This window comes from Intestinibacillus sp. Marseille-P6563 (assembly GCF_900604335.1).
Lineage (GTDB): Bacteria > Bacillota > Clostridia > Oscillospirales > Butyricicoccaceae > Butyricicoccus_B.
Window position 1 is genome coordinate 430186 of sequence record NZ_UWOD01000001.1, and the last position, 24602, is coordinate 454787.

General features: G+C 50.0%; 23 protein-coding genes and 4 pseudogenes. 21 read left to right on the forward strand and 6 right to left on the reverse strand.

Annotated elements, in window-relative coordinates:
- The first annotated feature begins 6 nt into the window (after positions 1 to 6).
- Together EFB11_RS02180 and EFB11_RS02185 are read left to right on the forward strand one after the other, a co-directional pair.
- Positions 7 to 495, forward strand: coding sequence for a PcfB family protein (locus tag EFB11_RS02180; protein WP_122788746.1), 489 nt, complete (start codon positions 7 to 9; stop codon positions 493 to 495).
- Positions 492 to 2078: pseudogene (locus tag EFB11_RS02185) on the forward strand (VirD4-like conjugal transfer protein, CD1115 family); the annotation flags it as partial. The gene EFB11_RS02180 and the pseudogene EFB11_RS02185, both read left to right, overlap by 4 nt.
- 117 nt (positions 2079 to 2195) lie before the next feature.
- Here EFB11_RS02185 and EFB11_RS02190 read toward each other — a convergent pair.
- Positions 2196 to 3377, reverse strand: coding sequence for an IS110 family transposase (locus EFB11_RS02190; RefSeq protein WP_122788747.1), 1182 nt, complete (start codon positions 3375 to 3377; stop codon positions 2196 to 2198).
- A gap of 344 nt (positions 3378 to 3721) precedes the next feature.
- On the opposite strand from EFB11_RS02190, the gene EFB11_RS02195 reads away from it, so the two are divergent.
- The 6 genes from EFB11_RS02195 to EFB11_RS02220 all read left to right on the forward strand — a co-directional run bounded on the left by EFB11_RS02195 (position 3722) and on the right by EFB11_RS02220 (position 6547).
- Positions 3722 to 4114, forward strand: coding sequence for a TnpV protein (locus tag EFB11_RS02195; protein WP_122788748.1), 393 nt, complete (start codon positions 3722 to 3724; stop codon positions 4112 to 4114).
- A 1-nt stretch (position 4115) separates the two neighbouring features.
- The gene (locus EFB11_RS02200) at positions 4116 to 4400 is read left to right on the forward strand and encodes a DUF6809 family protein (protein ID WP_122788749.1); all 285 of its coding nucleotides are present in this window, start codon (positions 4116 to 4118) and stop codon (positions 4398 to 4400) included.
- Between the two features lie 159 nt (positions 4401 to 4559).
- Positions 4560 to 4772 (forward strand): helix-turn-helix domain-containing protein, encoded by a 213-nt coding sequence (locus tag EFB11_RS02205; protein ID WP_040646951.1) that lies wholly within the window; start codon positions 4560 to 4562, stop codon positions 4770 to 4772.
- 30 nt (positions 4773 to 4802) lie between these two features.
- Positions 4803 to 4943 carry a hypothetical protein gene (locus tag EFB11_RS02210; RefSeq protein ID WP_206424138.1) on the forward strand — a complete coding sequence of 47 codons (141 nt, stop codon included), beginning with the start codon at positions 4803 to 4805 and terminating at the stop codon, positions 4941 to 4943.
- A 61-nt stretch (positions 4944 to 5004) separates the two neighbouring features.
- Positions 5005 to 6090: a tetratricopeptide repeat protein gene (locus tag EFB11_RS02215; RefSeq protein WP_122788750.1), complete on the forward strand. Its 1086-nt coding sequence runs from the start codon at positions 5005 to 5007 to the stop codon at positions 6088 to 6090.
- Between the two features lies 1 nt (position 6091).
- Entirely contained in the window at positions 6092 to 6547 is a 456-nt protein-coding gene (locus EFB11_RS02220; protein WP_122788751.1) for an endonuclease NucS domain-containing protein, read from the forward strand.
- A gap of 214 nt (positions 6548 to 6761) precedes the next feature.
- Here the strand turns inward: EFB11_RS02220 and EFB11_RS02225 are convergent, their stop codons facing one another.
- Both EFB11_RS02225 and EFB11_RS02230 read right to left on the reverse strand, forming a co-directional pair.
- Positions 6762 to 7610 carry a helix-turn-helix domain-containing protein gene (locus tag EFB11_RS02225; protein WP_122788752.1) on the reverse strand — a complete coding sequence of 283 codons (849 nt, stop codon included), beginning with the start codon at positions 7608 to 7610 and terminating at the stop codon, positions 6762 to 6764.
- Between the two features lie 498 nt (positions 7611 to 8108).
- A complete protein-coding gene (locus tag EFB11_RS02230; protein ID WP_122788753.1) occupies positions 8109 to 9332 on the reverse strand; it encodes an IS110 family transposase in 1224 nt (407 codons plus the stop codon).
- Positions 9333 to 9674: 342 nt separating this feature from the next.
- Between EFB11_RS02230 and EFB11_RS02235 the strand changes: the two genes are divergently transcribed.
- The 10 genes and pseudogenes from EFB11_RS02235 to EFB11_RS02275 form a co-directional block, all read left to right on the forward strand.
- Positions 9675 to 9968, forward strand: coding sequence for a hypothetical protein (locus EFB11_RS02235; protein ID WP_122788754.1), 294 nt, complete (start codon positions 9675 to 9677; stop codon positions 9966 to 9968).
- On the forward strand, positions 9952 to 10257 hold the full coding sequence (locus EFB11_RS02240; RefSeq protein ID WP_122788755.1) for a molecular chaperone: 306 nt from the start codon (positions 9952 to 9954) through the stop codon (positions 10255 to 10257). Before EFB11_RS02235 ends, EFB11_RS02240 begins: the two co-directional genes overlap by 17 nt.
- A 423-nt stretch (positions 10258 to 10680) precedes the next feature.
- Positions 10681 to 11907, forward strand: a complete 1227-nt coding sequence (locus EFB11_RS02245) for a serine/arginine repetitive matrix protein 2 (protein ID WP_122788756.1) — start codon at positions 10681 to 10683, stop codon at positions 11905 to 11907.
- A gap of 79 nt (positions 11908 to 11986) precedes the next feature.
- Entirely contained in the window at positions 11987 to 13348 is a 1362-nt protein-coding gene (locus tag EFB11_RS02250; protein WP_442906847.1) for a VapE domain-containing protein, read from the forward strand.
- Between the two features lie 267 nt (positions 13349 to 13615).
- A complete protein-coding gene (locus EFB11_RS16660) occupies positions 13616 to 13780 on the forward strand; it encodes a hypothetical protein (RefSeq protein ID WP_164706555.1) in 165 nt (54 codons plus the stop codon).
- A gap of 75 nt (positions 13781 to 13855) precedes the next feature.
- A complete protein-coding gene (locus tag EFB11_RS02255) occupies positions 13856 to 15502 on the forward strand; it encodes a recombinase family protein (protein ID WP_122788757.1) in 1647 nt (548 codons plus the stop codon).
- 75 nt (positions 15503 to 15577) lie between these two features.
- Positions 15578 to 16516, forward strand: coding sequence for a hypothetical protein (locus EFB11_RS02260; protein ID WP_122788758.1), 939 nt, complete (start codon positions 15578 to 15580; stop codon positions 16514 to 16516).
- Positions 16517 to 16555: 39 nt separating this feature from the next.
- Positions 16556 to 17038: a GNAT family N-acetyltransferase gene (locus EFB11_RS02265; RefSeq protein ID WP_122788759.1), complete on the forward strand. Its 483-nt coding sequence runs from the start codon at positions 16556 to 16558 to the stop codon at positions 17036 to 17038.
- Between the two features lie 111 nt (positions 17039 to 17149).
- Positions 17150 to 17431: pseudogene (locus EFB11_RS02270) on the forward strand (type IV secretion system protein VirD4); the annotation flags it as partial.
- 3 nt (positions 17432 to 17434) lie between these two features.
- Positions 17435 to 17563: pseudogene (locus EFB11_RS02275) on the forward strand (Maff2 family mobile element protein); the annotation flags it as partial.
- Positions 17564 to 17717: 154 nt separating this feature from the next.
- Here the strand turns inward: EFB11_RS02275 and tet(40) are convergent.
- Positions 17718 to 18938, reverse strand: coding sequence for a tetracycline efflux MFS transporter Tet(40) (gene tet(40), locus EFB11_RS02280; RefSeq protein WP_002578914.1), 1221 nt, complete (start codon positions 18936 to 18938; stop codon positions 17718 to 17720).
- 700 nt (positions 18939 to 19638) lie between these two features.
- On the opposite strand from tet(40), the gene EFB11_RS02290 reads away from it, so the two are divergent.
- The 3 genes and pseudogenes from EFB11_RS02290 to EFB11_RS02300 form a co-directional block, all read left to right on the forward strand.
- Positions 19639 to 20037, forward strand: a complete 399-nt coding sequence (locus tag EFB11_RS02290) for a plasmid mobilization protein (protein WP_243115145.1) — start codon at positions 19639 to 19641, stop codon at positions 20035 to 20037.
- Positions 20009 to 21364, forward strand: coding sequence for a relaxase/mobilization nuclease domain-containing protein (locus tag EFB11_RS02295; protein WP_164706556.1), 1356 nt, complete (start codon positions 20009 to 20011; stop codon positions 21362 to 21364). Before EFB11_RS02290 ends, EFB11_RS02295 begins: the two co-directional genes overlap by 29 nt.
- A pseudogene (locus EFB11_RS02300) lies at positions 21301 to 22143 on the forward strand (transposase); the annotation flags it as partial. The gene EFB11_RS02295 and the pseudogene EFB11_RS02300, both read left to right, overlap by 64 nt.
- Before the next feature lie 372 nt (positions 22144 to 22515).
- On the opposite strand, the gene EFB11_RS02305 reads toward EFB11_RS02300, so the two are convergent.
- Positions 22516 to 24132, reverse strand: coding sequence for a relaxase/mobilization nuclease domain-containing protein (locus EFB11_RS02305; RefSeq protein WP_122788761.1), 1617 nt, complete (start codon positions 24130 to 24132; stop codon positions 22516 to 22518).
- Entirely contained in the window at positions 24104 to 24505 is a 402-nt protein-coding gene (locus EFB11_RS02310; RefSeq protein WP_122788762.1) for a plasmid mobilization protein, read from the reverse strand. Before EFB11_RS02310 ends, EFB11_RS02305 begins: the two co-directional genes overlap by 29 nt.
- Positions 24506 to 24602: the final 97 nt, after the last annotated feature.

Genomic DNA, 24602 nt, shown 5'->3' on the forward strand with positions numbered 1-24602 from the left:
TGACTTATGCAGGAAGAAGTCACCCAGCGCACCGTTGCCCTCTGCGTGGAGGCCACCAGGCTCTCCGCCGGGATGCTGCAACAGGCCATGAAAAAAGTGCTGGACGAGATGCAGAAAGGAGTAACCGGCCACAAGACCAAGCTGCACCACGGCAAGCAGACCCTCCGACAGCTTATGAAGCACAACACCGGCGTTTCCAACATCGAGATCACCGACCAGAACATCCGGGCCTTTTCCGCCACCGCCAAGAAGTACGGCATTGACTTTGCTCTGAAAAAGGACACCAGCGGCGAGATACCCCGCTACCTGGTGTTCTTCAAGGGCCGGGATGCCGACGTCATCACGGCGGCCTTCCGGGAGTTCTCCGCAAAGAACCTGGAGAAAGAGAAAAAGCCCTCCATCCGCAAGGCGCTGGACCAGGCGAAACAACAGGCCAAAGCCCAGCATCGCCAGCGGGAGAAGGTCAAAACTAAAGACCGGGGTGTGGAATTATGACCGACACCTGGAAAAAAGCCCTCATTCTCAACCTCCCGTATCTGCTGTTCGTATATCTCTTTGATAAGCTCTGCCAGGCGGTGCGCCTTGCGCCCGGCCTTGACGCCTCTGAAAAGTTCCTGCATTTGAGTCAGGGCTTTACGGAGGCGTTTTCTTCTGGGCTGCCCAGTCTGCATCCGCTGGACCTGCTGGTGGGTATCGCCGGGGCGGTCATTGTTCGGCTGGCGGTGTACGCCAAAGGAAAAAACGCTCGCAAATATCGCAAGGGCATCGAGTACGGCAGCGCCCGATGGGGCACGGCGGCCGATATTGCCCCCTATGTCGATCCGGTCCCCGACTGGAACATCCCTCTTACCCAGACGGAAAAGCTCACCATGTCCAGCCGCCCAAAAAACCCCAAGTACGCCCGGAACAAAAACATTCTGGTCATCGGCGGAAGCGGCAGCGGCAAGACCCGGTTCTTCGTCAAACCCTCTCTCATGCAGATGCACAGTTCCTATGTGGTCACCGATCCCAAAGGACAGCTTTTGTCCGAGGTGGGGACCATGCTGCGCCGGGGCGCCCCCAAGCTGGACGAGAACGGAAAGCCCATGCGGGACGTCCGCGGGAAAGTCATCTATGAGCCGTACCGCATCAAGGTTCTCAACACCATCAACTTCAAAAAAAGCATGAAATACAACCCCTTCGCCTACATCCGCAGCGAAAAGGATATTTTGAAGCTGGTCAATGTCATCATTGCCAACACCAAAGGCGACGGAGAAAAATCCTCCGAGGATTTTTGGGTCAAAGCAGAGCGGCTTTTGTACTGCGCCCTGATCGGGTATATCTGGTACGAGGCGGAGCCGGAGGAAAAGAACTTTCTCACGCTGCTGGAGCTCATCAACGCATCGGAGGCCAGAGAGGACGACGAAGAATTTCAAAGCCCCGTTGACCTGCTCTTTGCCAAGCTGGAGAAGGAGCACCCGGACCACTTTGCTGTGAAGCAGTACCGTAAATTCAAGTTGGCCGCCGGCAAGACCCTGAAATCCATCCTGATTAGCTGCGGTGCCCGCCTTGCCCCCTTCGATATTGCGGAGCTGCGGGAGATCATGTCGGACGACGAACTGGAGCTGGACACCCTGGGCGACCGGAAAACGGCGCTGTTCCTCATTATGAGCGACACGGACACCACCTTCAACTTCGTCATCGCCATGCTGCAAAGCCAGCTATTCAACCTCCTTTGCGACAAGGCAGACGACGTGTACGGCGGCAGGCTGCCCGTCCATGTGCGGTGCCTCCTGGACGAGTTCGCCAACATCGGACAGATACCGAACTTTGACAAGCTGATTGCCACTATCCGGAGCCGGGAAATCTCGGCTTCTATCATTTTGCAGTCCCAAAGCCAGTTAAAGACCATCTACAAGGACGCCGCAGACACCATTGTGGGCAACTGCGACACCACCTTGTTTTTGGGTGGCAAGGAGAAATCCACCCTGAAAGAAATCTCGGAGCTGCTGGGCAAGGAGACCATCGACAGCTTCAATCAATCCGAGAACCGGGGCAGCCAGATTTCCCACGGCCTCAACTATCAGAAATTAGGAAAGATTAACTATTAAAAGTCAACCCCAAAAATGAATGGTGGTGGTGAAAAGAGATAGTTCAAGAAAGGTATAGCAAAGCAGAGGTCCGTAGGGACCCCGGCGTAGGCTAACAAGATGGAATTAGGCCGCCAAGCTGCAATAAGGCTGTCTGGATCTTTCCAGGGCAAACAGCAGACGAACTAACTTTTTGGTGGCATGAGAAAGTGCGACATTGTAGTGTTTGCCTTCATCTCTTTTCTTAGCAAGGTAAGCAGCAAAGGTTGGGTCCCAGTGACAGACATACTTGGCTGCGTTGTAAAGAGCGTAGCGTAAGTATCGAGAGCCACGCTTCTCCATGTGGGGATAGCAATTTTTGAGCTGCCCGGACTGGTAAGTAGAAGGCGACATTCCGGCGTAGGCCAATAATTTGTCCGGCGACTCAAACCGAGAGAAGTCGCCGATTTCAGCAAGAATCATGGCAGCCATACGAAAGCCCATGCCAGGGATAGTTATAATGGGAGACTGTATCTTGTCCATCATTGTCTCAATTTCAGCCTCGATTTCAGCGATCTCAGCATCCAATTCACGGATAAGCCGGATGGTATGTTGCAATTCCAGGGATTTGGCAGGCATACAGGACCCAACAGAATTCTGAGCAGCGCTCCGGATAGTAACAGCCATATCCCGACCGTAGCGACCTTTGGAGGCGTTTCCCAAAAGGGTTTTGAGCCTTGTCAGGTGTGCCTTGGCAATCTGTTTGGAACCTGGAAACTCTTCCAGCAGAGCGTAGACAGTCGCCAAATGGAGAGAGGACACCAGCTTCTCCAGTTCAGGGAAGAGAATGCAAACCAGTCTGGAAATTGAGCTTTTCAGCTTTGCTCGTTCTTTCACCTTGTCAAAACGGTATCTGGTGAGTGACTTTAGTTCCTCGTTGTGATATGCTGTATTCGTGTAGGGTTTGAGGCCCACATCGGATAACAGCATAGCAGCAATGGTTCGAGCATCTACACGGTCGGTCTTGGTCTTTCGCAGGCTGAGACTTTTCCGGTAGAGGTTCGTGCGTAGGGGATTCAAGACATAGGTGGCCAGACCGTTGTCCAGAAGAAACCCAAGAATGTTGTAGCTGTAATGCCCGGTTGCCTCAAGCCCTACTTTTATTTTGTCCTGCGGTGTAGTACAAGCTCGAATTTTTTCCAGTAGAGCATCAAAACCGTCCATGTTGTTAGGGATAGTAAAAACATCCGCCAGGACTTCACCCTCTGAGCTTACAATGAAGCAATCATGCTTGTTTTTTGAGACATCAATGCCAACAGAAACTACCATAACAAATACCTCCAGAGAAAATATGTGATGCTGTATCCACAGTACACCTTACTTTTGTAGCCTTGTTCCACATAAACCGTCTGGCGGTATTTAACTGATTAACAAAATTGTAAGGGGCTGTGGTTGGAACCTTTCGTGAACCATCTTGTGGTAGGAGCCGCCAACCAATCCACAGCATCCCTTACAGTGTAGCACAGCCCTTGGAGAGGGGCTCTAATAACTACTACTCTATAATACAAGGATATGCCATACTTGTTGGTGAAGAGTTCAGCTGCCTTGGATTTGACATGAACGGGGACACGAACAGCTGGATTCGGAGAAAAATCGAATACAGGAGGTCGCTTATGGAACACTTACCGAAGAAAACCTGTCAAAACGGCATCAGCTATGCGCTGGTCGGTGACTACTATATCCCCGACTTACAGCTGCCGGAGGAAAGCCGCCCCATTGGGATTTGGGGTCGTATGCACAAAGCCTATCTGGAGCAGTGCCATCCAGTCCGGTATAATGACCTGATCTTGACCGGCAAACTCTGGACATATCTGAGCGATTTGAACGAGCAGGCACAGAACCGGCTGGATTGTATCATTGCCCAGATGAAAGAAGTTGAGGGAATCACAGAGGAATTGAAAGCCCAAGATCAGATGGCATGGGTCGGAGCCATGAACAGCATCCGAAACCGTGCGGAGGAAATTGTCCGTCACGAACTGATCTATAATACAAAAGAGGTGCTGTGAGATGGTGTTAGATGACTTATATTGTGGTAATATCTACCCCGCAGAACAAGTAGTTCCTCATGAAAAAGAATACCGCAAGCTACATAGGCACACCGGAGAGCTGCTTACCGAGTTAGAGGAAAAACTTTCTAAAGAGCAGATGGAGCTGGTCAACCAGTTTCACACTCATGTGATTGATGTTCACTGTATGGAGTTAGAAGCACACTTTCAGTACGGATTTTCTTTGGGGGTAATGCTGATGCAAGAAGTCTATGCGCTTTTGGAAAACGACAAGGACAATTATTGAAAACATCTTGATGTGTAAACCAATAAGAAAATCAAGGAGCCGTTCTTTCAACATAGAAGGACGGCTCTATTTTGTTAATCAAAGTTCCGTTGAAATTATCACGAGTTCGTGATATACTTAATAAACACCTACAAGCCAGTAAAAGACCGGAGGATGCTTATGGCAGTTCAGTATAATAAGCTATTTAAGATGATGATCGACCGGAAAATGACCAATAATCAGTTGGCTAAACAAGCAGGAATCAGTTTGAACATTATTACCCGTCTGAAGCGGGATGAATATATTGCCATGCAGACCATTGAGAAAATCTGTATTGCTCTGGACTGCGGTGTAGATGATATTCTTGAGTTTATCCCGGAGTCCCAACAATGAGTTGCCATAATGATAGTGAGGAGGCGTATCATGCAATTTGAAGAAAAACTGGATGTGATCGAAGAAGATATTGCTCAATACAGCCGTGAACTGCTTGATATCCTTCTAAAAGACAGAACGACAAACATCTATTTATCAATTGGTACTACGGCAAGGAAGCCAGTGATATAAAGAGCGTTAACGCCAACAAATACATTAATATCGGACATTAAATTGTCAGGAGGAATTTAGCATGGTAGATTCCAAGGAACTTAATTCCTATCAAAATAAACTTATCGATGTGTATGGTCAACTTGATTTTTCTAAAGAATCAGATTTTAAAAAATGCAGAAATATCGTAACCTCTGCATCGCCATTGTTCCATGATAAATTGCAGAGCCAATACTGCGACCTACTTTTAGACAGCTTAACAATGGGGTATCTGAGATATTCAGAGTTAATTAAATACAATGTTACTAGCGATCCTTGCTTTGTTGAGTATCGAAATGCTGTGAAGCAATTGCCAGAACATGATCCCATCAAGCAAATATATTTTTCCGTAATCGACCTGCTCACTGGAGAATCTGGAGCAATTAATGAAAGACTTGCACAATATGTACCCGCAAAAGTGCAGTGTTATTTAGATCAAGGCGAAATAATGTTATGTGGAGACTTTATTTATTGCCTAGTATTGCCTCTAAAAGAAGGCATTCCCGGAATGTGGAGTTATCTGGGGCAACTACTCAATAGGCCCGGAGTGGGTAAGGGAATTTCAGAAATGTGTCAGGCTTTAGAAAGCGTATATTACAGTGCGAAAAACGAAGATATTGCGGATGCACTGCTGAGAGTGTTGCAAATCAATGATGATATATATTTGGCCAAGGAACTGTTAGGGTATACTTATTACAATATGCAGATGTGGAATAATGCGCTTTCATATTTGGAGCAATATGAGGATGTGAAAGATTCCACAGGCATATTCTATATGGATAATATTTATTTCTGGATGGCCTGGTGCTATGGGAAAAAACGCAACTATCAGTTAGAAGAAGCGTATTATAGAAAAACATTAGATATTTTCCCAGAAGCAGAGAATGCCATGAACAATCTAGGATATAGCTTGTTCAAGCAGAAGAAATACCATGATGCAGAAGAAGTGTTCCGTAAGTGCTTGTCGCAAAAAAGAGACATCCGTTATGCGGCTAATAATCTTGTTCGTACTTATCTGGCATTAGGGCAAGCGGACAAAGCAAAACAATTTGTTCATAAAAGTGGGTATAAAGTATCAAAGCAACTTATTGCTAGGATTGAGCGCCCCCAGACGACAAAAAAAATATGATGTGGATATAGATTCCCAAGATAGTACAGCTAATGCTCCTGCTATTAACATTGGAATAAAAAAACATCAATTTACCAGTGAAAAACTACTTGAAGATGAACTGGTTCAGAGAATGGAGTATGGCATTCCAGTTTTTGGGCTTCCGCTAAAGGTCTATCAGCAAAGGGGTGTGTACGGCAGACAATTTATTCTTCGTACTGGTAGACTTGATATTTTGGCAACAGGTGATGACAATAATCTGTATGTGATTGAGTTGAAAAAAGACTCGGGTTACGATGATGCCTATGCCCAAACCAAAACATATGTCGAGTGGGTAGAAGCGGACATTGCAAAACCCGGACAACATGTTTACGGGATCATTTGTCTAAATAGCCCTACTGATGAACTTCAAAAAAAAGTCAAGCAAGACCCACAGATGAAGCTTTTTGAGTACAGTATTTCATACACTGAAATTTGATATTTAGAGGGATTGATCTTTATATGAGATTTTGTTAAATAGCAACAATCAGAAAATCGGGAGTTGTACAACGGGCAGCTCCCGATTTTCTGATTGGCAGGATTCTTTTTTATTATTTCGCATAATAAATCAAACCATAGACAAAACACCACGGGGGTATATTGAGGATGCCACTGCATAGAATACCATATTAATCTAACTTTTCCTCTATATACTATTTCCGCTTTTTCTTCTTTGTCCCATGGTATGCCTGTGGACGGGCCTTTCCCCTCATATTGTTGGGATTTTTCAGCAGTTTGGACAGGCTCAGTATCCGCATAAACGCCGAGAAATCCTCAGAAGCAATCTTGTCAAAGGGAATCTGCATTTGATCACAGAATTCGTGGATTACCCGTTCCTCATTGCTGCCCAGCTGCATGGCACGGTCAAACTTTTCCTTGACCTCCGTGAAAGTCGGCTGCGGATCGGCGGTAGTGCGGTCGGTGACGTGGGACTGACGAATATCCTGAACGATACTGTCAAGATCATCATGGATCGTGTGGCTGAAAAAGTCACTTTCCTGCACCTGTCCCAGCTCCAGGGTACGGACATAAAGGTCATTCTCTCCCGGCGCATGGCTGCGGATTACTTCCTGTCGGGTGGCCTCCAGCACCAGATTCATCTGGGCAATCCGCATATCGGCAATCCGGTCAACAAAAATCTCAATATCCGTCATCAGCCGCTGGAAATTCTCATGTGTGGCAATCTCACACAGCAGCCGGTTGTTGATTTTCCCGCTGCTCAATAATGTAACCATATCATCACTCAGATGCAGGGCCTGAAGCTCTGTGTTTGGGTGATTTTTGTTTTCCGACAACCCCATCAGGTAGTCGGTGGACACCCCGTAAAATTCCGCCAGCGTAGCAATGGCAAAGGGACTGATGTCCTTATAATCGTCGCTCTCATATTTGCTGAGAGCAGATTTGGAAAGCCCAGTCTGCTCGGCCAGCTGCTCCAGCGTCAGGTGCTTATCTACCACCCGCAAGTCTTTTAACCGCTCCGGGATCGACAGCTTTGTATGCATCCAAATTCCCCCTCTCATTAGGAAAATCCTGCCGTTTTCAACCATTATACCATGATTCCATAAGCGTGGAAATATGCTGATTTCAAGCCGTTTTCCATCGTTTTGGACATACGGGAGAGGGCCTGTTTTTTCGGTAAAATGAGTTTTGTCAGGAGACACAGAACCTTGAAAACTGAATGACCGGTCTGCGTGGGATATGCTCCCTGGGGATGTAGTGCCAAGACTTCCGGTATCTGACCGGAACGAGCGTACCAACGGGAGCGATACGCTGCTGTGAGATTCGGCAGAGGAACGACACCAGAATAGCCCGGCAACTAACACAAATAAACATTATTCTTTTTAGTCCAATGGTATGAAGTCAAGTAGGTGATGCAAGAAAATTTCAAATGGGAATGAGTAAAAAGGACCATGTAGGCAGGAAAAAGACAACACCAATCCAAGCCCTGTCCCTGAGTTTTTTGAAACAGGGCCTATGCGCCAGAGCGGCAAGCGGTACGCTCAGCCCTCCGGCAGGATATACAGGCGGTTGTCCTTCAGCAGCCGAAAGATCAACCGAACCAGTTTTCTGGCAGTGAGAGCGAGTGCGCGTTTATGCTGATACTTGTTGACCTCTTGATACTTGAGGTCATAGTAGCGCCGGAACTCGGAATCGCATCTTCTCACAGAGTTGGCGGCTTCCAGCAGGTAGTAGCGGAGATAGCGGTTGCCGGACTTGATCATCCGGGAGTGTTCAGCCTCAAATTCACCGGACTGGTGCTGTGTCCAGACAAGGCCGGCGAACTTGGCAACCGAGGCTTGAGAGCTGAAACGGTGAATGTCGCCGATCTCGGCGATGATCCCGGCGGAGTAGACCTTGCCAATCCCGGGGATAGAGGTCAGGGTGTTGGGAATGATTTCAAACTGCTGTTCAATGGCCTTGTCCAACACCTTGACCTGCTTTTCCAGAGCCCGCATAGAGGCAATAGAGACTGCCATCGCCTGATTTACAGAATTGTTCACAGTAACAGGCAGGCGGTAAGAGTCTCTGGCGGCAGTTCGAATAACCTTGGCTTTGGCAGCCGGGTCAGCGAAGTTTCTGCCCTTCTCATCCAGAAAGGCAGTCAGTTCGTCCAGGTCGGCGTTTGCCAGATCATCCACAGTTTCAAACCGCTCCATGAGCGCGATAGTGGTGGCGCTGGTGTTCTGGATGTCCTTGTCCTGGGCTATGCCGGAGCATTTGAGGAATAAGTAGTTAGCGAATCTCTGTTTCTCCCGGGTCAGGTTTTGGATCACGTCAAACCTGGCCCTGGTAAGGGTCCTGAGCGCCTGGTAGCGGTAGTCGTCCATATAGACCTCCTTGGCGATCCTGCCGAAACGGAGATGGTCGGCAATCACAAAGGCGTCCACAAAGTCATTCTTGGGCAGGTCGGGATAGGCTTCCTTGAACTTTTTGACCTGCTTTGGATTCAGGACATGGATCTTCCGCTGGAACCGGCCCAGGCTGCCATCCTCCCGGAGAGCGTAAACCAAGCTGTCTCCGTAGATGGAGGTGGCCTCCAGGCCGATCACCACATCGCTGAGCTGCATGGAACGCAGTGCCGACACGATCTTCTCTGATAACAGTTTAGCACCACCCAGGTTGTTCTGTATGGAAAAGCTGGAGTGCTTGCTGCCGTCGGGTTTCATCAGGTAGGCCACATTGTTTCTGCTGCTCACATCAATGCCAACGAATAGTGGGTTCATAATTTTCACCTCCCCACATGGAGATTTCAGGCCAGCAGGCTTTGAGATACCCATGATAACCGAAGCATCCGCAACCTCGCGTATCAGAATCATTCCGGGGCAGACCAATGCGAAAGCCCTCACTGCTGAAAGGGCGGCCTTGCCTCCGGCAAACAGCCAATGAGTTTGCAGCTGACTTCCGGCTCAGGGGAACAGACTAAAAATGAAGCAGCCTTGTGGCTCAACAAGGAGGTGGAGAGCTTGACCCTGCTGTCCTACAGCTATTGTATCACGGGCATCTCAATGCCTGCTGATGCCTGAAATTATTAACTTTGAATCTTATTATACGAGGAGGTTGATTTTATGAAATTGAGTATCCGGGAAAAGAAAGTGCTGTATGCCTTTGCCTGTCCCAACCACCACAACACGGTGACACGGTTGAAATGGCTGACCGCCCTGACTGTTGACCCGCAGGCTAAGCACCAGATGCTGGAGCTGGCCCGGAAGATGGAAACGGAGATGGAAGAACGCTGGTACACCGGCTTTTATCATCAGCTCCGTGCGGAGATGGACGAGTATTACCGTGCCAAGCGCCGCCTGCGTTTGGTAAAGGAGAACACCGAGTATGAGGAGGATCTGTATGACGAAGCTGTCTAAGTATGAGAAAGAAACCATCATCAACTGGAACGAGGCGGAGGACACCGCCAGTATCTACACCTTTAACGCCGATCTGAAGCGCAGATTGGCCGAGTTCAGCCGCAAGTATCCCCAGCTGTGCCGGTTGGAGCGCAGCACCACTGAGGGCAGTGTGACCTATGTGATGGACAAGTCCCGCCTGTCCATCCGTCTGGTACCGCCGTACAGTGAGGAGAGGTTGGCGGCTGCCAGAGAATACGCCAAACAGCACGGATTTCAGGTCTTGCGGACGGACAAGAAGAGCGCCTGAAACCGGGTCAATTTACAGGAAAATAGCGGGTCTGCACTCGGTATTTTGCGGTGAATTGGTAACGGGATACCCCTGCATCACCCTGCCGGGAAATGCGACAAAAGGAGCATTCAGAGCCGGAGGAGCTGACAGAAACCGTACAAGTGTTGGAAGTCAGCTTCTCCGGGCAGGAGTACAGAGGGCGGTAAGCCCTTTGTGCTGGGTACAGGGGCGCAGCGCCCTGTTGGGGTCAAGGGGCAAAGCCCATTGGCGGGTTGAGGGCAGCCGCCCCATCGGGTCAAGGGTGAAACGCCTTGCCCAGGGAGAGTTGATGCCTTGCGTCAACTCGTACTGGGTATTACCTGACGCAGAAATCCGCAGGTTTGGCGGCTTCGCCGCTGCTTCCCCCTTCGGGAAAATTAGCAGAGATTGGAGGGATGGAATTTGAAACTGACACGGCACAACGGACGCTCCGGCAAGCATGGCACCTATAATCCCCGGCACAATGACCGCCGGTTTGATGTGGAAAACAGCGAACACATTGACGCCCAGCGAGCTAAGAAAAATGTGTACTGGGACTGCTACCGTGGTTTCACTACCCCGGAACTTCGGGAAAATCCGGAACAGCCGGATTTTAGCTTCGAAGAAATTGAGCGAATGTATTACTACGAACATTATTCCGACCATGTGGATGCCCAGAATGCCCGGAACGAGAAAACACGACACACCGAGCGCAACCGCACAGTGGAAGATCTTTTGAAAAATAACAAGACCTGTCCCGAGGAGAGTATTTACCAGATCGGCACCATGGAAGAATCCGTTCCACCGGGTGCGCTGGCACTCATTGTCAGCGAATTTTACGAGGAGTTTGAACGGCGCTTTGGTTCCCATATCCACATTCTGGACTGGGCGCTGCATCTGGATGAGGGTACGCCCCACATCCACGAGCGCCATGTGTTTGACTGCAAAAACCGGTATGGGGAGTTGTGCCCCCAGCAGGAAAAGGCGCTGGAGGAACTGGGCTTTGAATTGCCTGATCCGAGTAAACCCAAGGGCAAACACAACAACCGAAAACAGACTTTTGATGCAGTATGCCGGACGATGCTCTTTGACATCAGCCTCAAACATGGGGTTCATCTGGAGCAGGAGCCGTCCTATGGCGGGCGGGCGTATCTGGAAAAGCAGGACTACATTCTGATGAAGCAAAAGGAGCAGCTGGCGGCGCAGGAACAGAAGCTGGAGGAGCTGACCCTGAAAATTGAGGATGTGGAAACACTTGTGGAGGAAGTTTCGGATATTGCCTATGACAAGGCGGTGGAGGTTGTCACCGATACTGTCCGGCAGGAAACCCACAAAGAGGATCTCCGGTTGGTGGAGGAAACGAAAAACTGGGTACTCTCGCCGGAACGGAAAGCTCCGCCAAAAGAGCGTGAGTATGCCGCCGCCCGGTTGGATGGGGTGATTTCAAAAATCAAAAACGCCATGCAGTCAGCCCTGACAAAAATCCAGAAGAAGCTGATGCAGCCGGAGGTTAAACAGGTAGGTAAACAGCAGATTCAGGAAAAGGCCAAGGAATCCATTCTTGCTTTCCTGAAAAAAGCCAAGCAGGACAGCGCACAGAGAGAATCCAAGCGGAAAAAGCGGCAGGAAAAGCAGGATATGGAGCTTTAAGGTATCTGATTTTGCGAAGAAATCAGATGCTTTTCTCTTGAGGAGGTGAGAAACATTGAACAGCGAATCGCAGAGTTTAGTGCCTGCAACCCAGCAGGCCGAAAGTGAGGAATTGGCCGTTGATGAAGTGCGGGAAAGTCTCTCCGTCACCGAGAAAGGACAACCGGCCAACACCATTGGAAATTGCCGCACAGTGTTTTGCCAAGATCCGCTTTTGCGGGGCGCAATCCGACTAAATCTGCTGACCGACCGTGTGGACATTGTGCGGGATCTGGGTTGGCGCAGAAGCACCAGCGCCTTGACCGATACCGATGTCAAATATCTGCTCCTTTACTTTGAGCAGAACTATGGCCTGACCAGTGAAAAGAAGCTGATGGCGGCGCTCTCCATCGTGGCAAACGAAAACTGCTATCATCCCATTCAGGATGTGCTCAATGGTCTGGTGTGGGACGGCATACCTCGGATGCACTCCTGCCTGCATTACTTTCTGGGGGCGGATGAGAGCGACTATGTGGAAGAAATGCTGAAACACTTCTTGCTGGGAGCCATCCGCCGGGTGTTCCATCCAGGTTCCAAATATGAGGAGCTGCTTTGTCTGGTGGGCGGCCAGGGAGCCGGAAAGTCCACCTTCTTTCGATTCCTGGCTATACAAGATGAGTGGTTCTCCGATGACCTGAAAAAGCTGGATGATGATAAGGTGTTTGCCAAGCTGCAAGGCCACTGGATCATCGAGATGTCGGAGATGCTTGCCACCAGTAACGCCAAGAGCATCGAGGAGATCCGCTCCTTTATCAGTCGCCAAAAGGAAACCTATCGCACACCCTATGAATCCCAGCCAAAAGACCGGCTGCGGCAGTGTGTGTTCGGTGGCTCCTCCAACACGCTGGACTTTCTGCCCCTTGACCGAGCCGGAAATCGCCGGTTCCTGCCGGTGATGATTTCCCCGGAGAAAGCGGAGGTTCACATTCTGGAGGACGAAGCCGCTTCCAGGGAATATCTGTTGCAGGTGTGGGCGGAGGCTATGACCATTTACCGCAGCGGAGAGTATTCCATGAAGTTTTCAAAGGCGATTCAGAAGCAGCTGGTGGAGGTTCAAAAGGACTTTATGCCGGAGGATACCGAAGCCGGGCAGATTCAGGGGTTTCTGGAACACTACACCGGCAATGTGGTCTGCTCCAAGCAGTTATTCAAGGAAGCGTTGGGACACGCCTTTGAGGAGCCGAAGCGTTGGCAGCTACACAACATCAACGAGATCATGAACACAGTGGTGACGGGCTGGAAGCCTTTCTCTAATCCTCGAATGTTTGCGGGCTATGGGCGGCAGCGTGGCTGGGAACGGGAGCTTTCCGGCAACGAACCGCCCGACAACGAAGGTGGATTTGTGGAGCTGAGCGAGGAAGAAGTCCGTCAACTGGAGCTGCCAAAGGAGTGGATTGCCTGATTTACAGGGCTTGTTGCCCAGTTGGTTGTCGGCTGGTTGCTGACTTTGTTGCTACAAAAACAGGGGTGCAGATACAATAAATACCCATAGAGCAAGGCTTTTTGGTGGGTATCTGTTCTCTGACAACGAAAGCAACGAGATTTCACAAGAAAATTTGAAAAGTAAGAAACGATGGTCAGACGATAGGTTACAGGTTTTTCGGAGTCCGTTGCCGGACTTCGTTGCCGATGCCCTTTGTCTGGCTTTTCTGATCTATGGAGGTAGCCTATGGAGAAAAACCAAAAGCAAGAAAACAAGCAGAGCAAAAAAGTAAAGTTTATCGTGATACGGGAGTTTTTAGGTGATAAAACCATGCAGGAAGCCTTTGAACAGCTCATTGAACGGCAAACCTGCGAACATTTTGAAGAATGGCTGGAACGCAAGGCAAGCTGAGGGTATTTGTTGAAGAAAAAACAGGGGCATGGTATAATATGTATATCGTGTCCCTGTTCATAGAAGGAGATTACTATGAGCAGGAAAAAACAAGTCAATCAGAAAATCACAGCCCTCTATTGCCGTATTTCTCTGGACGATGGCGGCGATAACGAGAGTATGAGTATCAGCAACCAGAAACTTATGCTCCGGGACTTTGCCGAAAAAAACGGGATGTTCCAGTATGAGTATTATGTGGACGATGGTTACACAGGCCGTAATTTCAATCGTCCATCTTTTCAGCGTATGATTGCCGATATTGAGGCCGGTAAAATCGGTTGTGTCATTACCAAAGACCTGTCCAGACTGGGAAGAAATTATATCGAAGCCGGAAGCTATATTGAAATCTTCTTCCCCAAACACAATGTCCGTTATATCGCCATTACCGATGGTGTGGACAGTTTGACCCGTCAGGAAATGGACATCACGCCCTTCAAGAATATCCTGAATGATATGTATAGCCGGGATATTTCCAAGAAAGTACTGGCGGGGCGTATGACCCGTTCCCGACAAGGAAAGTTCTGTGGCGGACAGCCTCCCCTGGGGCTGATGCGTGACCCGGAGGATCGGGGGCATTTGATCCTTGACCCGGAGACTGCGCCGGTGATTCGCAAAATCTATGACCTGGCACTGGATGGCTGGGGCTGTATGCGGATTGCCAAGCAGCTGATGGAGGACAAGGTTCCCATCACCAGAGTAAAAGGAAATACCGCCTGCGATGTCAACTACTATGCGTGGGGCGGCGCAAGAATCAGCCATATCCTGCGTAACCCCTTTTATAAGGGCGCTCATCTGGTTTGCCGGACTCACCAGAAAGGGATTCGCTCCAACACCTATGACATTATTCCCCGTGAGGACTGGGAAATCATTGAGGGCTGTCATGAAGCGATTGTGACACCGGAGGAATGGGAGCAGGTACAGGCCATCGTAGATCGCAGGCCACCTATTATGAAAGGCAATGCCTGCCCCTTCTACAACCTGTTCCACGGTATTATCTACTGCGCCACCTGTGGGAAATCTATGCAGGTGCGGTATGAGAAGGTCGGCAGAACTGGCACAAACCGCTTTACCGGCGAGCAGCGGGAACCGATTGATAAGGCGTATTATATCTGCCAGACCTATAACCGGCTGGGCAAAGGCGCCTGCACCAGTCACAAAATCGAAGCCAGGGATTTGTATAATCTCGTCCTGAAAGACATTCAGGAACTGGCAGCGATGGCACTCAAAGATGCAGATGCCTTTTATCAGCGGTTGAGCAGCCGGATGGAGCGCCAGTATATGGCGGATGCTTCCGAGATGCAGAAAGAGCGTGAACGCTTGGAAGCCAGAAACCGGGAAATTGACGATTTGTTCCTGAGTCTTTACACGGACAAGGCCAAGGGTGTGCTCTCTGAGCAGCGGTTTGTGAAGCTGACCACTGCTATGGAGCAGGAGCAGGAAGAAAATCAGCGCCGTTTGCAGGAACTGATTCGAATGCTTCAGCAGTCTGATTCTCAGGAAAGTGAAGTCCGCACCTTTATCCGGGAGATTCGGCAGTATGCCACCATACAGGAATTGGACGAAGCCGTTTTGAACCGGCTGATCAGTCGGATTCTGATTGGCGAAGTCAAAAAGGTTGACGGACAAAAGGTGCAGGAAGCCAGGATTGTTTATAACTTTGTCGGGGAGATACTTAGTACTTAAGTTATCGTAATTAATAGAGGATAGCTACTATTGTTTAAGGCTCGATGGTGCGTGAGAAAGGAGGTTTAATTTCAAATGAAGATATTACTAAAGATTTGTGAATTTGTGGTTACCATAGTTAATGTTATTGCAGCTATTCTTACAATTGTGCTTGCGGTTACACAAAACAGTCTTTCAAGTTGGCTTGCAGCAAGTATCTTCGTTCTCATTGGAAGCTCCATCCTTTTATATCTATGTTGGGTTCGGGAACATAGCAGACTTCGTGCACTTCGAATTTTGGCACATCGTGGTAGAGTAAATACAATTAATTATATGGTTTATCTTGATTTTTTAACTCATAAATTCAATAATGATTATGATAATGAGCCAAAAACAAGTAGTTTAATAATTACTCGCAGTAACTTTACTTTTCACTTTTTTAATGGATGTGCAGACAATAAAGTTATTGATGTTGATTATAGACATACATTCCATCTTATTAAACACGGCAAGAAATTTGATGCACTAATTTTACATGCCATAGGTTCATTAGTGAGGATTCCTGAAAAAAATGACAGTAGAGAAAACCCAAGTACATTTATTAAATATCAAGATAAATATTATTCCATTATACCTGAGCCTTGTACTGGAGACATGAGAAACCAACGCAATCAAGTTTTAGATAGAGTTCAATGCTCAATTCCAGCTATGAAAGCTCGGGAAGAAACACTAGAATTTCATTATAGAATTAATGGCGAATTTGATGTAGATGATGATGATATATTTGTAATATATCCCCGCAATTACGGTAAAAAATTTAATAAAGAGGCAACATTTCAATTGCTTTTTGATGATCTCTACTTTGCAGATATTCAACTTTTAACATTGCGTTATGACTATGTTATAGGTGGAGCGATCCAATATGTTGCACAATTTGAAAGCGACGATGGCAAAACATATACCTGCACAGTAAAATCGTTAAAAGAGCGGAATATCTATATGATATCTATACGTCATAAAGCTTTCCTAGGGTGAAATTTAACAATTACATTCTTAACAAGTGGAGAAACAACAATGTATCAATTTCGTAAAGCAGCAATAGAAGACATTCCGTTACTGCTAAAATGTCGGCTTGCTTTGTTACAATCTGCAATCGGTGCAGGTAGTACAGATAAATGGAATTTTGTAAAGAATCAGGTCGAGCAATATTATAGAAACTCAATCCCAGATGAGACACATATCGCATATCTTGCTTTTGATGGAAATACCTGTGTTGGTACAGGTGGAGTATGTTTTTATCAAGTGCTACCTACATACTATAAACCAACAGGGAAAAAAGCATATATAATTAATATGTATACTGCACCTAAATATCGAAGGCAAGGAATTGCAACACAAGTTTTAGATCTTTTAGTAAAGGAATGCCTTGATCGTGGAACTACTTACATCTCTTTGGAGGCAACAGATATGGGGCGACCTCTTTATGAAAAATGCGGATTTGCACCATTATATTCAGAGATGCAATATGTAAATGAAACATACGAGGGCCATAAATAATTTTTACTCATCCTATGTCAATGCTCTTATATAGTATTGCCGTTACTAAACCCTTCTCTTAACTGAGAAGGGTTATTTTTTGCCTATTTTGAATTCATCACTTGACATTGTGGTAAAGAGCTGATGACCCAGGACGAGATCGCGGTGATGGACGGAGGCAAGTGTATCTTGCAGCTACGAGGGGTACGGCCGTTTTTCAGCGACAAGTTTGATATAACCCGCCACCCTCGCTACAAATACCTTGCCGACGCCGACAAGAAAAACACATTTGACATTGAACGGTACATGAAACGCAGACCGGCCATCGTGAAGCCGGACGAGCCTTTCGATCTGTACGAATTGAAAGCAACCGACCTTCAACCCAACAATTCAAACGAACGAAAGGAGAATTGATCTATGGATTTCTTCGCAAAGTCGATTGAGGTTTTGCAGACTTTGGTTATCGCGCTGGGCGGCGGCCTGTGCGTGTGGGGCGGCATCAACCTTCTGGAAGGTTACGGCCAGGACAACCCCGCCTCCAATGCTCATGTACGGTAAAGTATCACAAGAAAATTATGTCGAATTGACAGCCGCCTCCGCTATACCGAATAAGGAAATAAAGAGTCCTCAAATTTTGCGCTACTAAATGAAGACGAGCGGAAGTAATCTCCCGCTCGTCAGTAAACTTAACTATGCCATATCAATCCCGCTTCTTTCCCGCCACCGGCACTAAGAACAGCGCGGGCAACAGCAGGAAAGCGGTACAGACCAGCCCCCAGGGTATGGACACCTGCTGGGCTACCAGCCCCACAATAGGCCCGCCGATGATCTGCCCGAAAGAGTCCAGCTGTCCGCTGGTGGAAAAGACTGTGGCGCGCATTTTCTCATCCACATGGTCGTTCATCCAGGCGGCCAGCACAGGCTCCTTGATGGTGCGCATAAGCCCCGCCAGCAGGAACACCAACAACATGAACCAAAAGCTCCGCCCCACCGCGAAGAGAACCAGGCACAGGATATACCCGGCGCTGGTGGACATGACCACACTGGTTCGGCTGACAGTCCCTTTTTTCTCCATGCGGGCGATGAGCAACTGAGAAGCCAGAATACCTAAGCCGCTGCCGATAAGACTGATAACACCGAACCAAGTGACGCTGTTCAGCGGCCCGATAACGGGTATTACCGTGTCATCCAGAAAATGAGCGGTGGAGAGCCGGTCAAAGCCTTCACTGGCAAGTCCCCCGCATAGTGTGATTGCTAAGAGCGCCAGCAACACAGGTGCGCCTTTCACAAAGCCCAGGTTGAGCTTGAACAGGCAGACAAAGTCTTTAAGCAAGCCCTGCCGTTCCTCAATAGCAGGGGAGAAGTTGGTTTCTGGCATGATGCGAACCAACACCAGCCCCAACAACAAGCACAAACTGCCCCCCAAGATGACAGGCATTTGCAGGTTTATGTTTCCCAGCAGTGTGCCCAGCACCACGCCCAGAACGCCGCCGATTTGCCCCATTTGACTGCCCCGCAGGAACACCTTGTCTATGGGTTTGTCCTCTTCCTCCGAGGCAATCCACGCCTCCAGAGCGCCGGTGATGAAGGTATCACCGCAACCCCAGACAACCTGGGCCAGCAGAACCGGCGCGAACCACGGTAGCGCACCCTCCATCAGAAAGCCCAGGCCGTAGAGGAACATTCCAATCAGCACCGAGCGCCGACGGCTATACAAATCCGCCACCACACCGGTGGGTATCTCGAACAGAAAGCAGGAGGTCTCCAGAACCGTCCCTACCAGGACAAGCTGGAAAGCATCCAGCTGCACCACCTCCAGGTGGTACACGATGGAAAGCACTGTGGACATAGAAACCGCCAGGGAAAAGACAAATCGGAACAGCAGGTAGACAGAATATGCCTTTGAATTTTTAGCAAACATGAAGTTACATTCTCCTTTACGAATCAGTGGGTTGTTTTGTGAAACAAGCCCGACTGCCGCGCAGGAAGGGCAAACTTCTCAGCCCTTTCTAACAGTGATTTTAGAAAAGGCCTCCTAAAGTGCCCAAAGCGCCGTTAAAAGACTTGTTTCTGTTTTTGCAGTTTGCCATATGAATACCTCCGATACTGAAATTAGAACAACATGGCTGTTCTTCTTCGCGATATTATAGCAAATGGGCTTTGTGTTGTCAATGTAAAGAGAAGCGAGAGCGAGAGCGAGAGCGAGAGCGAGAGCGAGAGCGAGAGCAAGTATCGACCCGTGGCCCAAATTTCGCTTTCGCTCATTTGTCCCCCTGGTCTGCTACTTGTTGGGGTTGCCACCCCAAACCCGCCTTGGGCCGGTGCATCCGCACCGGCCCTTGTGCCTATTCGACAAAAGTAGACGTTGGAATTGTTTGACAACACTGTGATTTTGCTCTATAATAGCCTTGACGATGAGTGAGATATAAGAAGTGAATATGAAAATCACTTGAACCCAGATGGTCTTGACCACCTGGGTTCAATGTATTTCCGAAGGCCAACGCCCACTTCTTCATCACGGATTAGAAACAGGAACCTCCCCCAGACAACTGAATATGGAAAAGAGTACAATGGGGGAACTATGCCCGGACGCAAATTTGAAAAATAGGAGGTAAAAATTATTGTCCAAACGCTACAACACGCCCCACCGCGACCGCATCATCAAGACCCGTGTGACCGAGGAAGAACACGCCGACTTCATGGAGCGCCTGACCGCCTACGGCATGAGCCAGTCCGAATTTATCCGGCAGGCCATCACCGGCGCGACCGTCAAGCCCATCATCATCGTGTCCCCCGTCAATGACGAGCTGCTTGCCTCCATCGGGAGGCTGACCGGGGAGTACGGGAAGATCGGCGGCAACCTCAACCAGATCGCCCGCTATCTGAACGAGTTCGGGACGCCGTACAATGCCCTCGCCGCCGAGGTTCGGGCGGAGCTGTCCGACCTCGCTGCCTTGAAGTTTCGGGTGCTTCGGGAGGTAGGTGAAGCCATTGGCAACACTGAAACATTTAAGCTCTAAAAATGCCGACTACGGCGCGGCGGAGCAGTACCTCACCTTCGAGCATGACGAGTTCACCGGCAGGCCCGTCCTGGACGAAAACGGGCGGCTTGTCCCCCGCCAGGACTACCGCATTTCTTCTTTGAACTGCGGCGGGGAGGACTTCGCCGTGGCCTGTATGCGGGCCAACCTCCGCTACGGAAAGAACCAGCGGCGGGAGGACGTGAAAAGCCACCACTACATCCTGTCCTTTGACCCCAGGGACGGCCCCGACCACGGCCTGACGATGGACAAGGCCCAGGCGTTGGGGGAGCGGTTCTGCGCCGAACAGTTCCCCGGACACCAGGCCCTGGTCTGCACCCACCCGGACGGCCACAACCACAGCGGCAACATCCATGTCCATATCGTCATCAACTCCCTGCGGGTGGCCGAGGCGGAGCGCAAGCCGTACATGGACAGGGCCAGCGACACCCAGGCTGGGGCCAAGCACCGCTGCACCGCCGCAGCCATGCGCCACTTCCGGGCCGAGGTCATGGAGCTGTGCCAGGGGGCGGGGCTGTACCAAATCGACTTGCTGGGCGGGAGCAAAAACCGTGTCACCGAACGGGAGTATTGGGCGCAGAAGAAAGGGCAGCTTGCTCTGGACACCGAAGCCGCCGCCCAGGGTAAGCCGCCCACCAAGTTTGAAACGGACAAAGAGAAGCTACGCCGGGAGATCCGAGCCGTCCTCGCTGTGGCTGTCAGCTTCGAGGACTTTGCCCAGCGGCTGTTGCAGCGGGGCATCACTGTCAAGGAGAGCCGGGGCCGGTTGTCCTACCTCACCCCCGACCGAACGAAACCCATCACCGCCCGCAAGCTGGGGGACGACTTTGACCGCGCCGCCGTGGGCGCTGCTCTGGAGCGCAACGCTGCCCGTCCCAGCCTGGGAGCCAAGCCCAGCATCCGGGAGCAGCTTCGCCAGCCCCAGGGCGTCCAGCGCATGGTGGACATCGAGGCCAAGAAAGCCGAGGGTACGGAAGAAGAAAAGCGGCTGATCGACGAGAAGATGAAGCAGCTTCCCATAAAGCAGTATGGGGCATACTTCCGTAAAATGGCGATAGACGGGTATATTCTTGTCGTTGACCGAAGCGACACAAAAGCATATATCCGGGAACTGCAAGCGGTGAGCCGGAACATCAACCAGATTGCAAAACGCGCCAATGCGACGGGGACGGTTTACAGGCAGGATATAGAGGACATTAAAAAGGCGGTGGACGAGATATGGCGGTTACAAAGACGCACCCTATGCTGTTATCCGATGTGGGCCTCAAACCCTACACGAATACAGCATATCACAACGAGGAACTAAAGTCACTCACCAGATACCGTTTTGACAAGGTGAAAGAACGAGCAAAGCTGAAAAGCTCAATTTCCAGACTGGTTTGCATTCTCTTCCCTGAACTGGAGAAGCTGGTGTCCTCTCTCCATTTGGCGACTGTCTACGCTCTGCTGGAAGAGTTTCCAGGTTCCAAACAGATTGCCAAGGCACACCTGACAAGGCTCAAAACCCTTTTGGGAAACGCCTCCAAAGGTCGCTACGGTCGGGATATGGCTGTTACTATCCGGAGCGCTGCTCAGAATTCTGTTGGGTCCTGTATGCCTGCCAAATCCCTGGAATTGCAACATACCATCCGGCTTATCCGTGAATTGGATGCTGAGATCGCTGAAATCGAGGCTGAAATTGAGACAATGATGGACAAGATACAGTCTCCCATTATAACTATCCCTGGCATGGGCTTTCGTATGGCTGCCATGATTCTTGCTGAAATCGGCGACTTCTCTCGGTTTGAGTCGCCGGACAAATTATTGGCCTACGCCGGAATGTCGCCTTCTACTTACCAGTCCGGGCAGCTCAAAAATTGCTATCCCCACATGGAGAAGCGTGGCTCTCGATACTTACGCTACGCTCTTTACAACGCAGCCAAGTATGTCTGTCACTGGGACCCAACCTTTGCTGCTTACCTTGCTAAGAAAAGAGATGAAGGCAAACACTACAATGTCGCACTTTCTCATGCCACCAAAAAGTTAGTTCGTCTGCTGTTTGCCCTGGAAAGATCCAGACAGCCTTATTGCAGCTTGGCGGCCTAATTCCATCTTGTTAGCCTACGCCGGGGTCCCTACGGACCTCTGCTTTGCTATACCTTTCTTGAACTATCTCTTTTCACCACCACCATTCATTTTTGGGGTTGACTTTTAATAGTTAATCTTTCTGCCGTTTCTATCGGGGTAACGGGATAGGCGGCGTTTGGTGTAGCGTTTCGGTGTCATTTTCGGGGATTTTCCCCTCTGTACGCCCCTTGAAAAAGGCGGGCGGTATTGCGGATAGGGGTAGATATGGGGGACGCTTTTGTGCGGTTTCGGTATCATTTTTGGGTGGAGTTCATCGGTCAATTTTCCATAGCAAAGGGGTGTGCAGAATGGAACCCCCTTTCCGGCGGGGTGGAACAAAACGGAACACCCTTACCGCTCCCAATCCCGGCGCACCTCTTTTGTCCGTTCCTGCCGGAGCATGGCGGCAAGATTGGATTTGACCTTTTGCAGTTCGGCGGCTCTGGCTTTCTGCTCCCGGTATTCGGTGTAAAGCCCGTTTTTCTCGGAAATCAGGGCTTCATTTTCCGCTTGCAGCTTGGAAACGGCGGGTAATTTCTTTAAGCCCCGTTCCCGAAAATACCGCACCGCCGCTTCGTACAGCGTCAGGTCTGAACGGTGGTATTCCCGGTACTGTTCCGGCTTTTTGGCGGTTTTCAGCCCGACATGGACGGGCTTGGTCTTGCGGTAAACGGAGATCTGCCGCAGGAGTTCCTTGTTGGCGGTGATTTTAGATTCCAGTTCTTTCAGCTTTTCCCCGGTGGTACGCTGTTCGGAGATAGCGGCGGTGAGGGCTGCGTCCACTTCTTCGGGGCTGGTAAAGCCATGCTCGGTAAGGAAGTTCACAGTCTTTGCCATCTGCTTGAGGTTAAAGGTTTTCGCCCAACGCTCATAGCCAATACCTTTTCCCTCGGCTCGCTTGGCGGCTATATCCACAAGCCGCTGCGGACTGTCGGGGTGCGGGGTGATTTTGGCGGGTTTTTGCTGCCGTATGCCCTCGGAAATCGGCGGCTGGTATTCCTGCCCGCCCTGTATCTTGACGGCTGCCCTGTGGGCGTTTTGCTGGAAAACGGCAAATACGGCGGCTTTGTCAAAATCCGTCCCCAACTTTCGGGCGGTGATGGGCTTCGTCCTGTCCGGCGTGAGGTAAGATAGCCGCCCTCGGCTCTCCTTGACTGAAATCCCATAGTCCTGCATGAGAACAGCGGAGAAATCTTCAAAGGATTTTGCTTTTGATAACGCCGCCCGGATTGACTGCCGCAGGCGGTCTTTGTCGGTTTCAAACTTGGTCTGTCGGGGTGCGATACCCTCGGCAAGCAGGACAGCGTTTTCCTTATCCAGCTTGGCTTGTCCTTTGCGCTTCGCCCAGTATTCACGCTCGGTCACTTTGTTTTTGCCGCCGTTCAAGAGGTCTATCTGGTAAAGCCCCTCCCGGTGGCACATCTCCATGACTTCGCTGCGGAAGTAGCGCATGGCGGCGGCTGTGCAGCGGTGCTTGTCCCCGGCCCTGGTGTCGCTTGCCCTGTCCATGTAGGGCTTGCGCTCCACCTCGGCAACCCGCAGGCTGTTGATGACGATATGCACATGGATATTGCCGCTGTGGTTGTGTCCGTCCGGATGGGTGCAGACAAGTGCCTGATGTCCGTGAAAGTGTTCCTTGCAGTAGGCAAGCCCCAACGCCTGCGCCCGGTCTACGGTCAGGCCATTGTCGGCTGCGTCCAGTGGGTCAAAGCTGATGATATAGTGATGGCTCTTGATGTCCTCCCGTTTGCTGTTCTTGCCGTACCGCAGGTTTGCCCGGATACAGGACAGAGCGAAATCCTCACCCCCGCAGTTCAGCGTGTCCAGCCGGTAGTCCTGCCGGGGGACAAGCCGCCCATTTTCATCAAGGGTGGGCTTCATGGTAAACTCGTCATGCTCAAAGGTCAGGTAGGCTTCGGCGGCTCCGTAGTCGGCATTTTTAGAGCTGATATGCTTTATCGTTGCCATAGGCTTCACCTATCACTTTCAGCACATCGAACTTGAGGGCGGCAAGGTCGGAAACGGCGGCTCTCACTTCGCCGGACAGGGCGTTGTAGGGTGCGCCGTACTCGTTCAGATACCGGGCGATCTGATTCAGGTTGCTTCCGATTTTCCCATACTGCGCCACAAGGGAAGATACGGCGGCAAGCATTTCTTCGCTGTGGGCGGTCACCCGGATAACGGAGGCAATCCGGCTGTAAAAGATGGCTTGCCGGATATACTCGGACTGGCTCATGGAGAGGGCGGCGCATTTGTCCTCAAAGTCTTTGCGCTCGTCCTCGGTAAGCCTTGTTTTGACAACACATTTCCGCTTGGGGGTGTTGTAGGTCTTGTGTGGCATGGCGGTTCAACTCCTTTCGTTTGCTGTGGTTTGTCCTCTCACTGATAGGAGAAAAACAGGGGGTAAAGCGGAACTGTTTTTGAAAAATCCGAAAAAA

Bases quoted from the DNA above. Each gene is read 5' to 3' on its own strand.
- EFB11_RS02180 (WP_122788746.1), top strand. From the start codon at position 7: ATGCAGGAAGAAGTCACCCAGCGCACCGTTGCCCTCTGCGTGGAGGCC.
- EFB11_RS02190 (WP_122788747.1), bottom strand. From the start codon at position 3,377: ATGGTAGTTTCTGTTGGCATTGATGTCTCAAAAAACAAGCATGATTGC.
- EFB11_RS02195 (WP_122788748.1), top strand. From the start codon at position 3,722: ATGGAACACTTACCGAAGAAAACCTGTCAAAACGGCATCAGCTATGCG.
- EFB11_RS02200 (WP_122788749.1), top strand. From the start codon at position 4,116: ATGGTGTTAGATGACTTATATTGTGGTAATATCTACCCCGCAGAACAA.
- EFB11_RS02205 (WP_040646951.1), top strand. From the start codon at position 4,560: ATGGCAGTTCAGTATAATAAGCTATTTAAGATGATGATCGACCGGAAA.
- EFB11_RS02210 (WP_206424138.1), top strand. From the start codon at position 4,803: ATGCAATTTGAAGAAAAACTGGATGTGATCGAAGAAGATATTGCTCAA.
- EFB11_RS02215 (WP_122788750.1), top strand. From the start codon at position 5,005: ATGGTAGATTCCAAGGAACTTAATTCCTATCAAAATAAACTTATCGAT.
- EFB11_RS02225 (WP_122788752.1), bottom strand. From the start codon at position 7,610: ATGCATACAAAGCTGTCGATCCCGGAGCGGTTAAAAGACTTGCGGGTG.
- EFB11_RS02230 (WP_122788753.1), bottom strand. From the start codon at position 9,332: ATGAACCCACTATTCGTTGGCATTGATGTGAGCAGCAGAAACAATGTG.
- EFB11_RS02235 (WP_122788754.1), top strand. From the start codon at position 9,675: ATGAAATTGAGTATCCGGGAAAAGAAAGTGCTGTATGCCTTTGCCTGT.
- EFB11_RS02240 (WP_122788755.1), top strand. From the start codon at position 9,952: ATGACGAAGCTGTCTAAGTATGAGAAAGAAACCATCATCAACTGGAAC.
- EFB11_RS16660 (WP_164706555.1), top strand. From the start codon at position 13,616: ATGGAGAAAAACCAAAAGCAAGAAAACAAGCAGAGCAAAAAAGTAAAG.
- EFB11_RS02255 (WP_122788757.1), top strand. From the start codon at position 13,856: ATGAGCAGGAAAAAACAAGTCAATCAGAAAATCACAGCCCTCTATTGC.
- EFB11_RS02260 (WP_122788758.1), top strand. From the start codon at position 15,578: ATGAAGATATTACTAAAGATTTGTGAATTTGTGGTTACCATAGTTAAT.
- EFB11_RS02265 (WP_122788759.1), top strand. From the start codon at position 16,556: ATGTATCAATTTCGTAAAGCAGCAATAGAAGACATTCCGTTACTGCTA.
- EFB11_RS02305 (WP_122788761.1), bottom strand. From the start codon at position 24,132: ATGGCAACGATAAAGCATATCAGCTCTAAAAATGCCGACTACGGAGCC.
- EFB11_RS02310 (WP_122788762.1), bottom strand. From the start codon at position 24,505: ATGCCACACAAGACCTACAACACCCCCAAGCGGAAATGTGTTGTCAAA.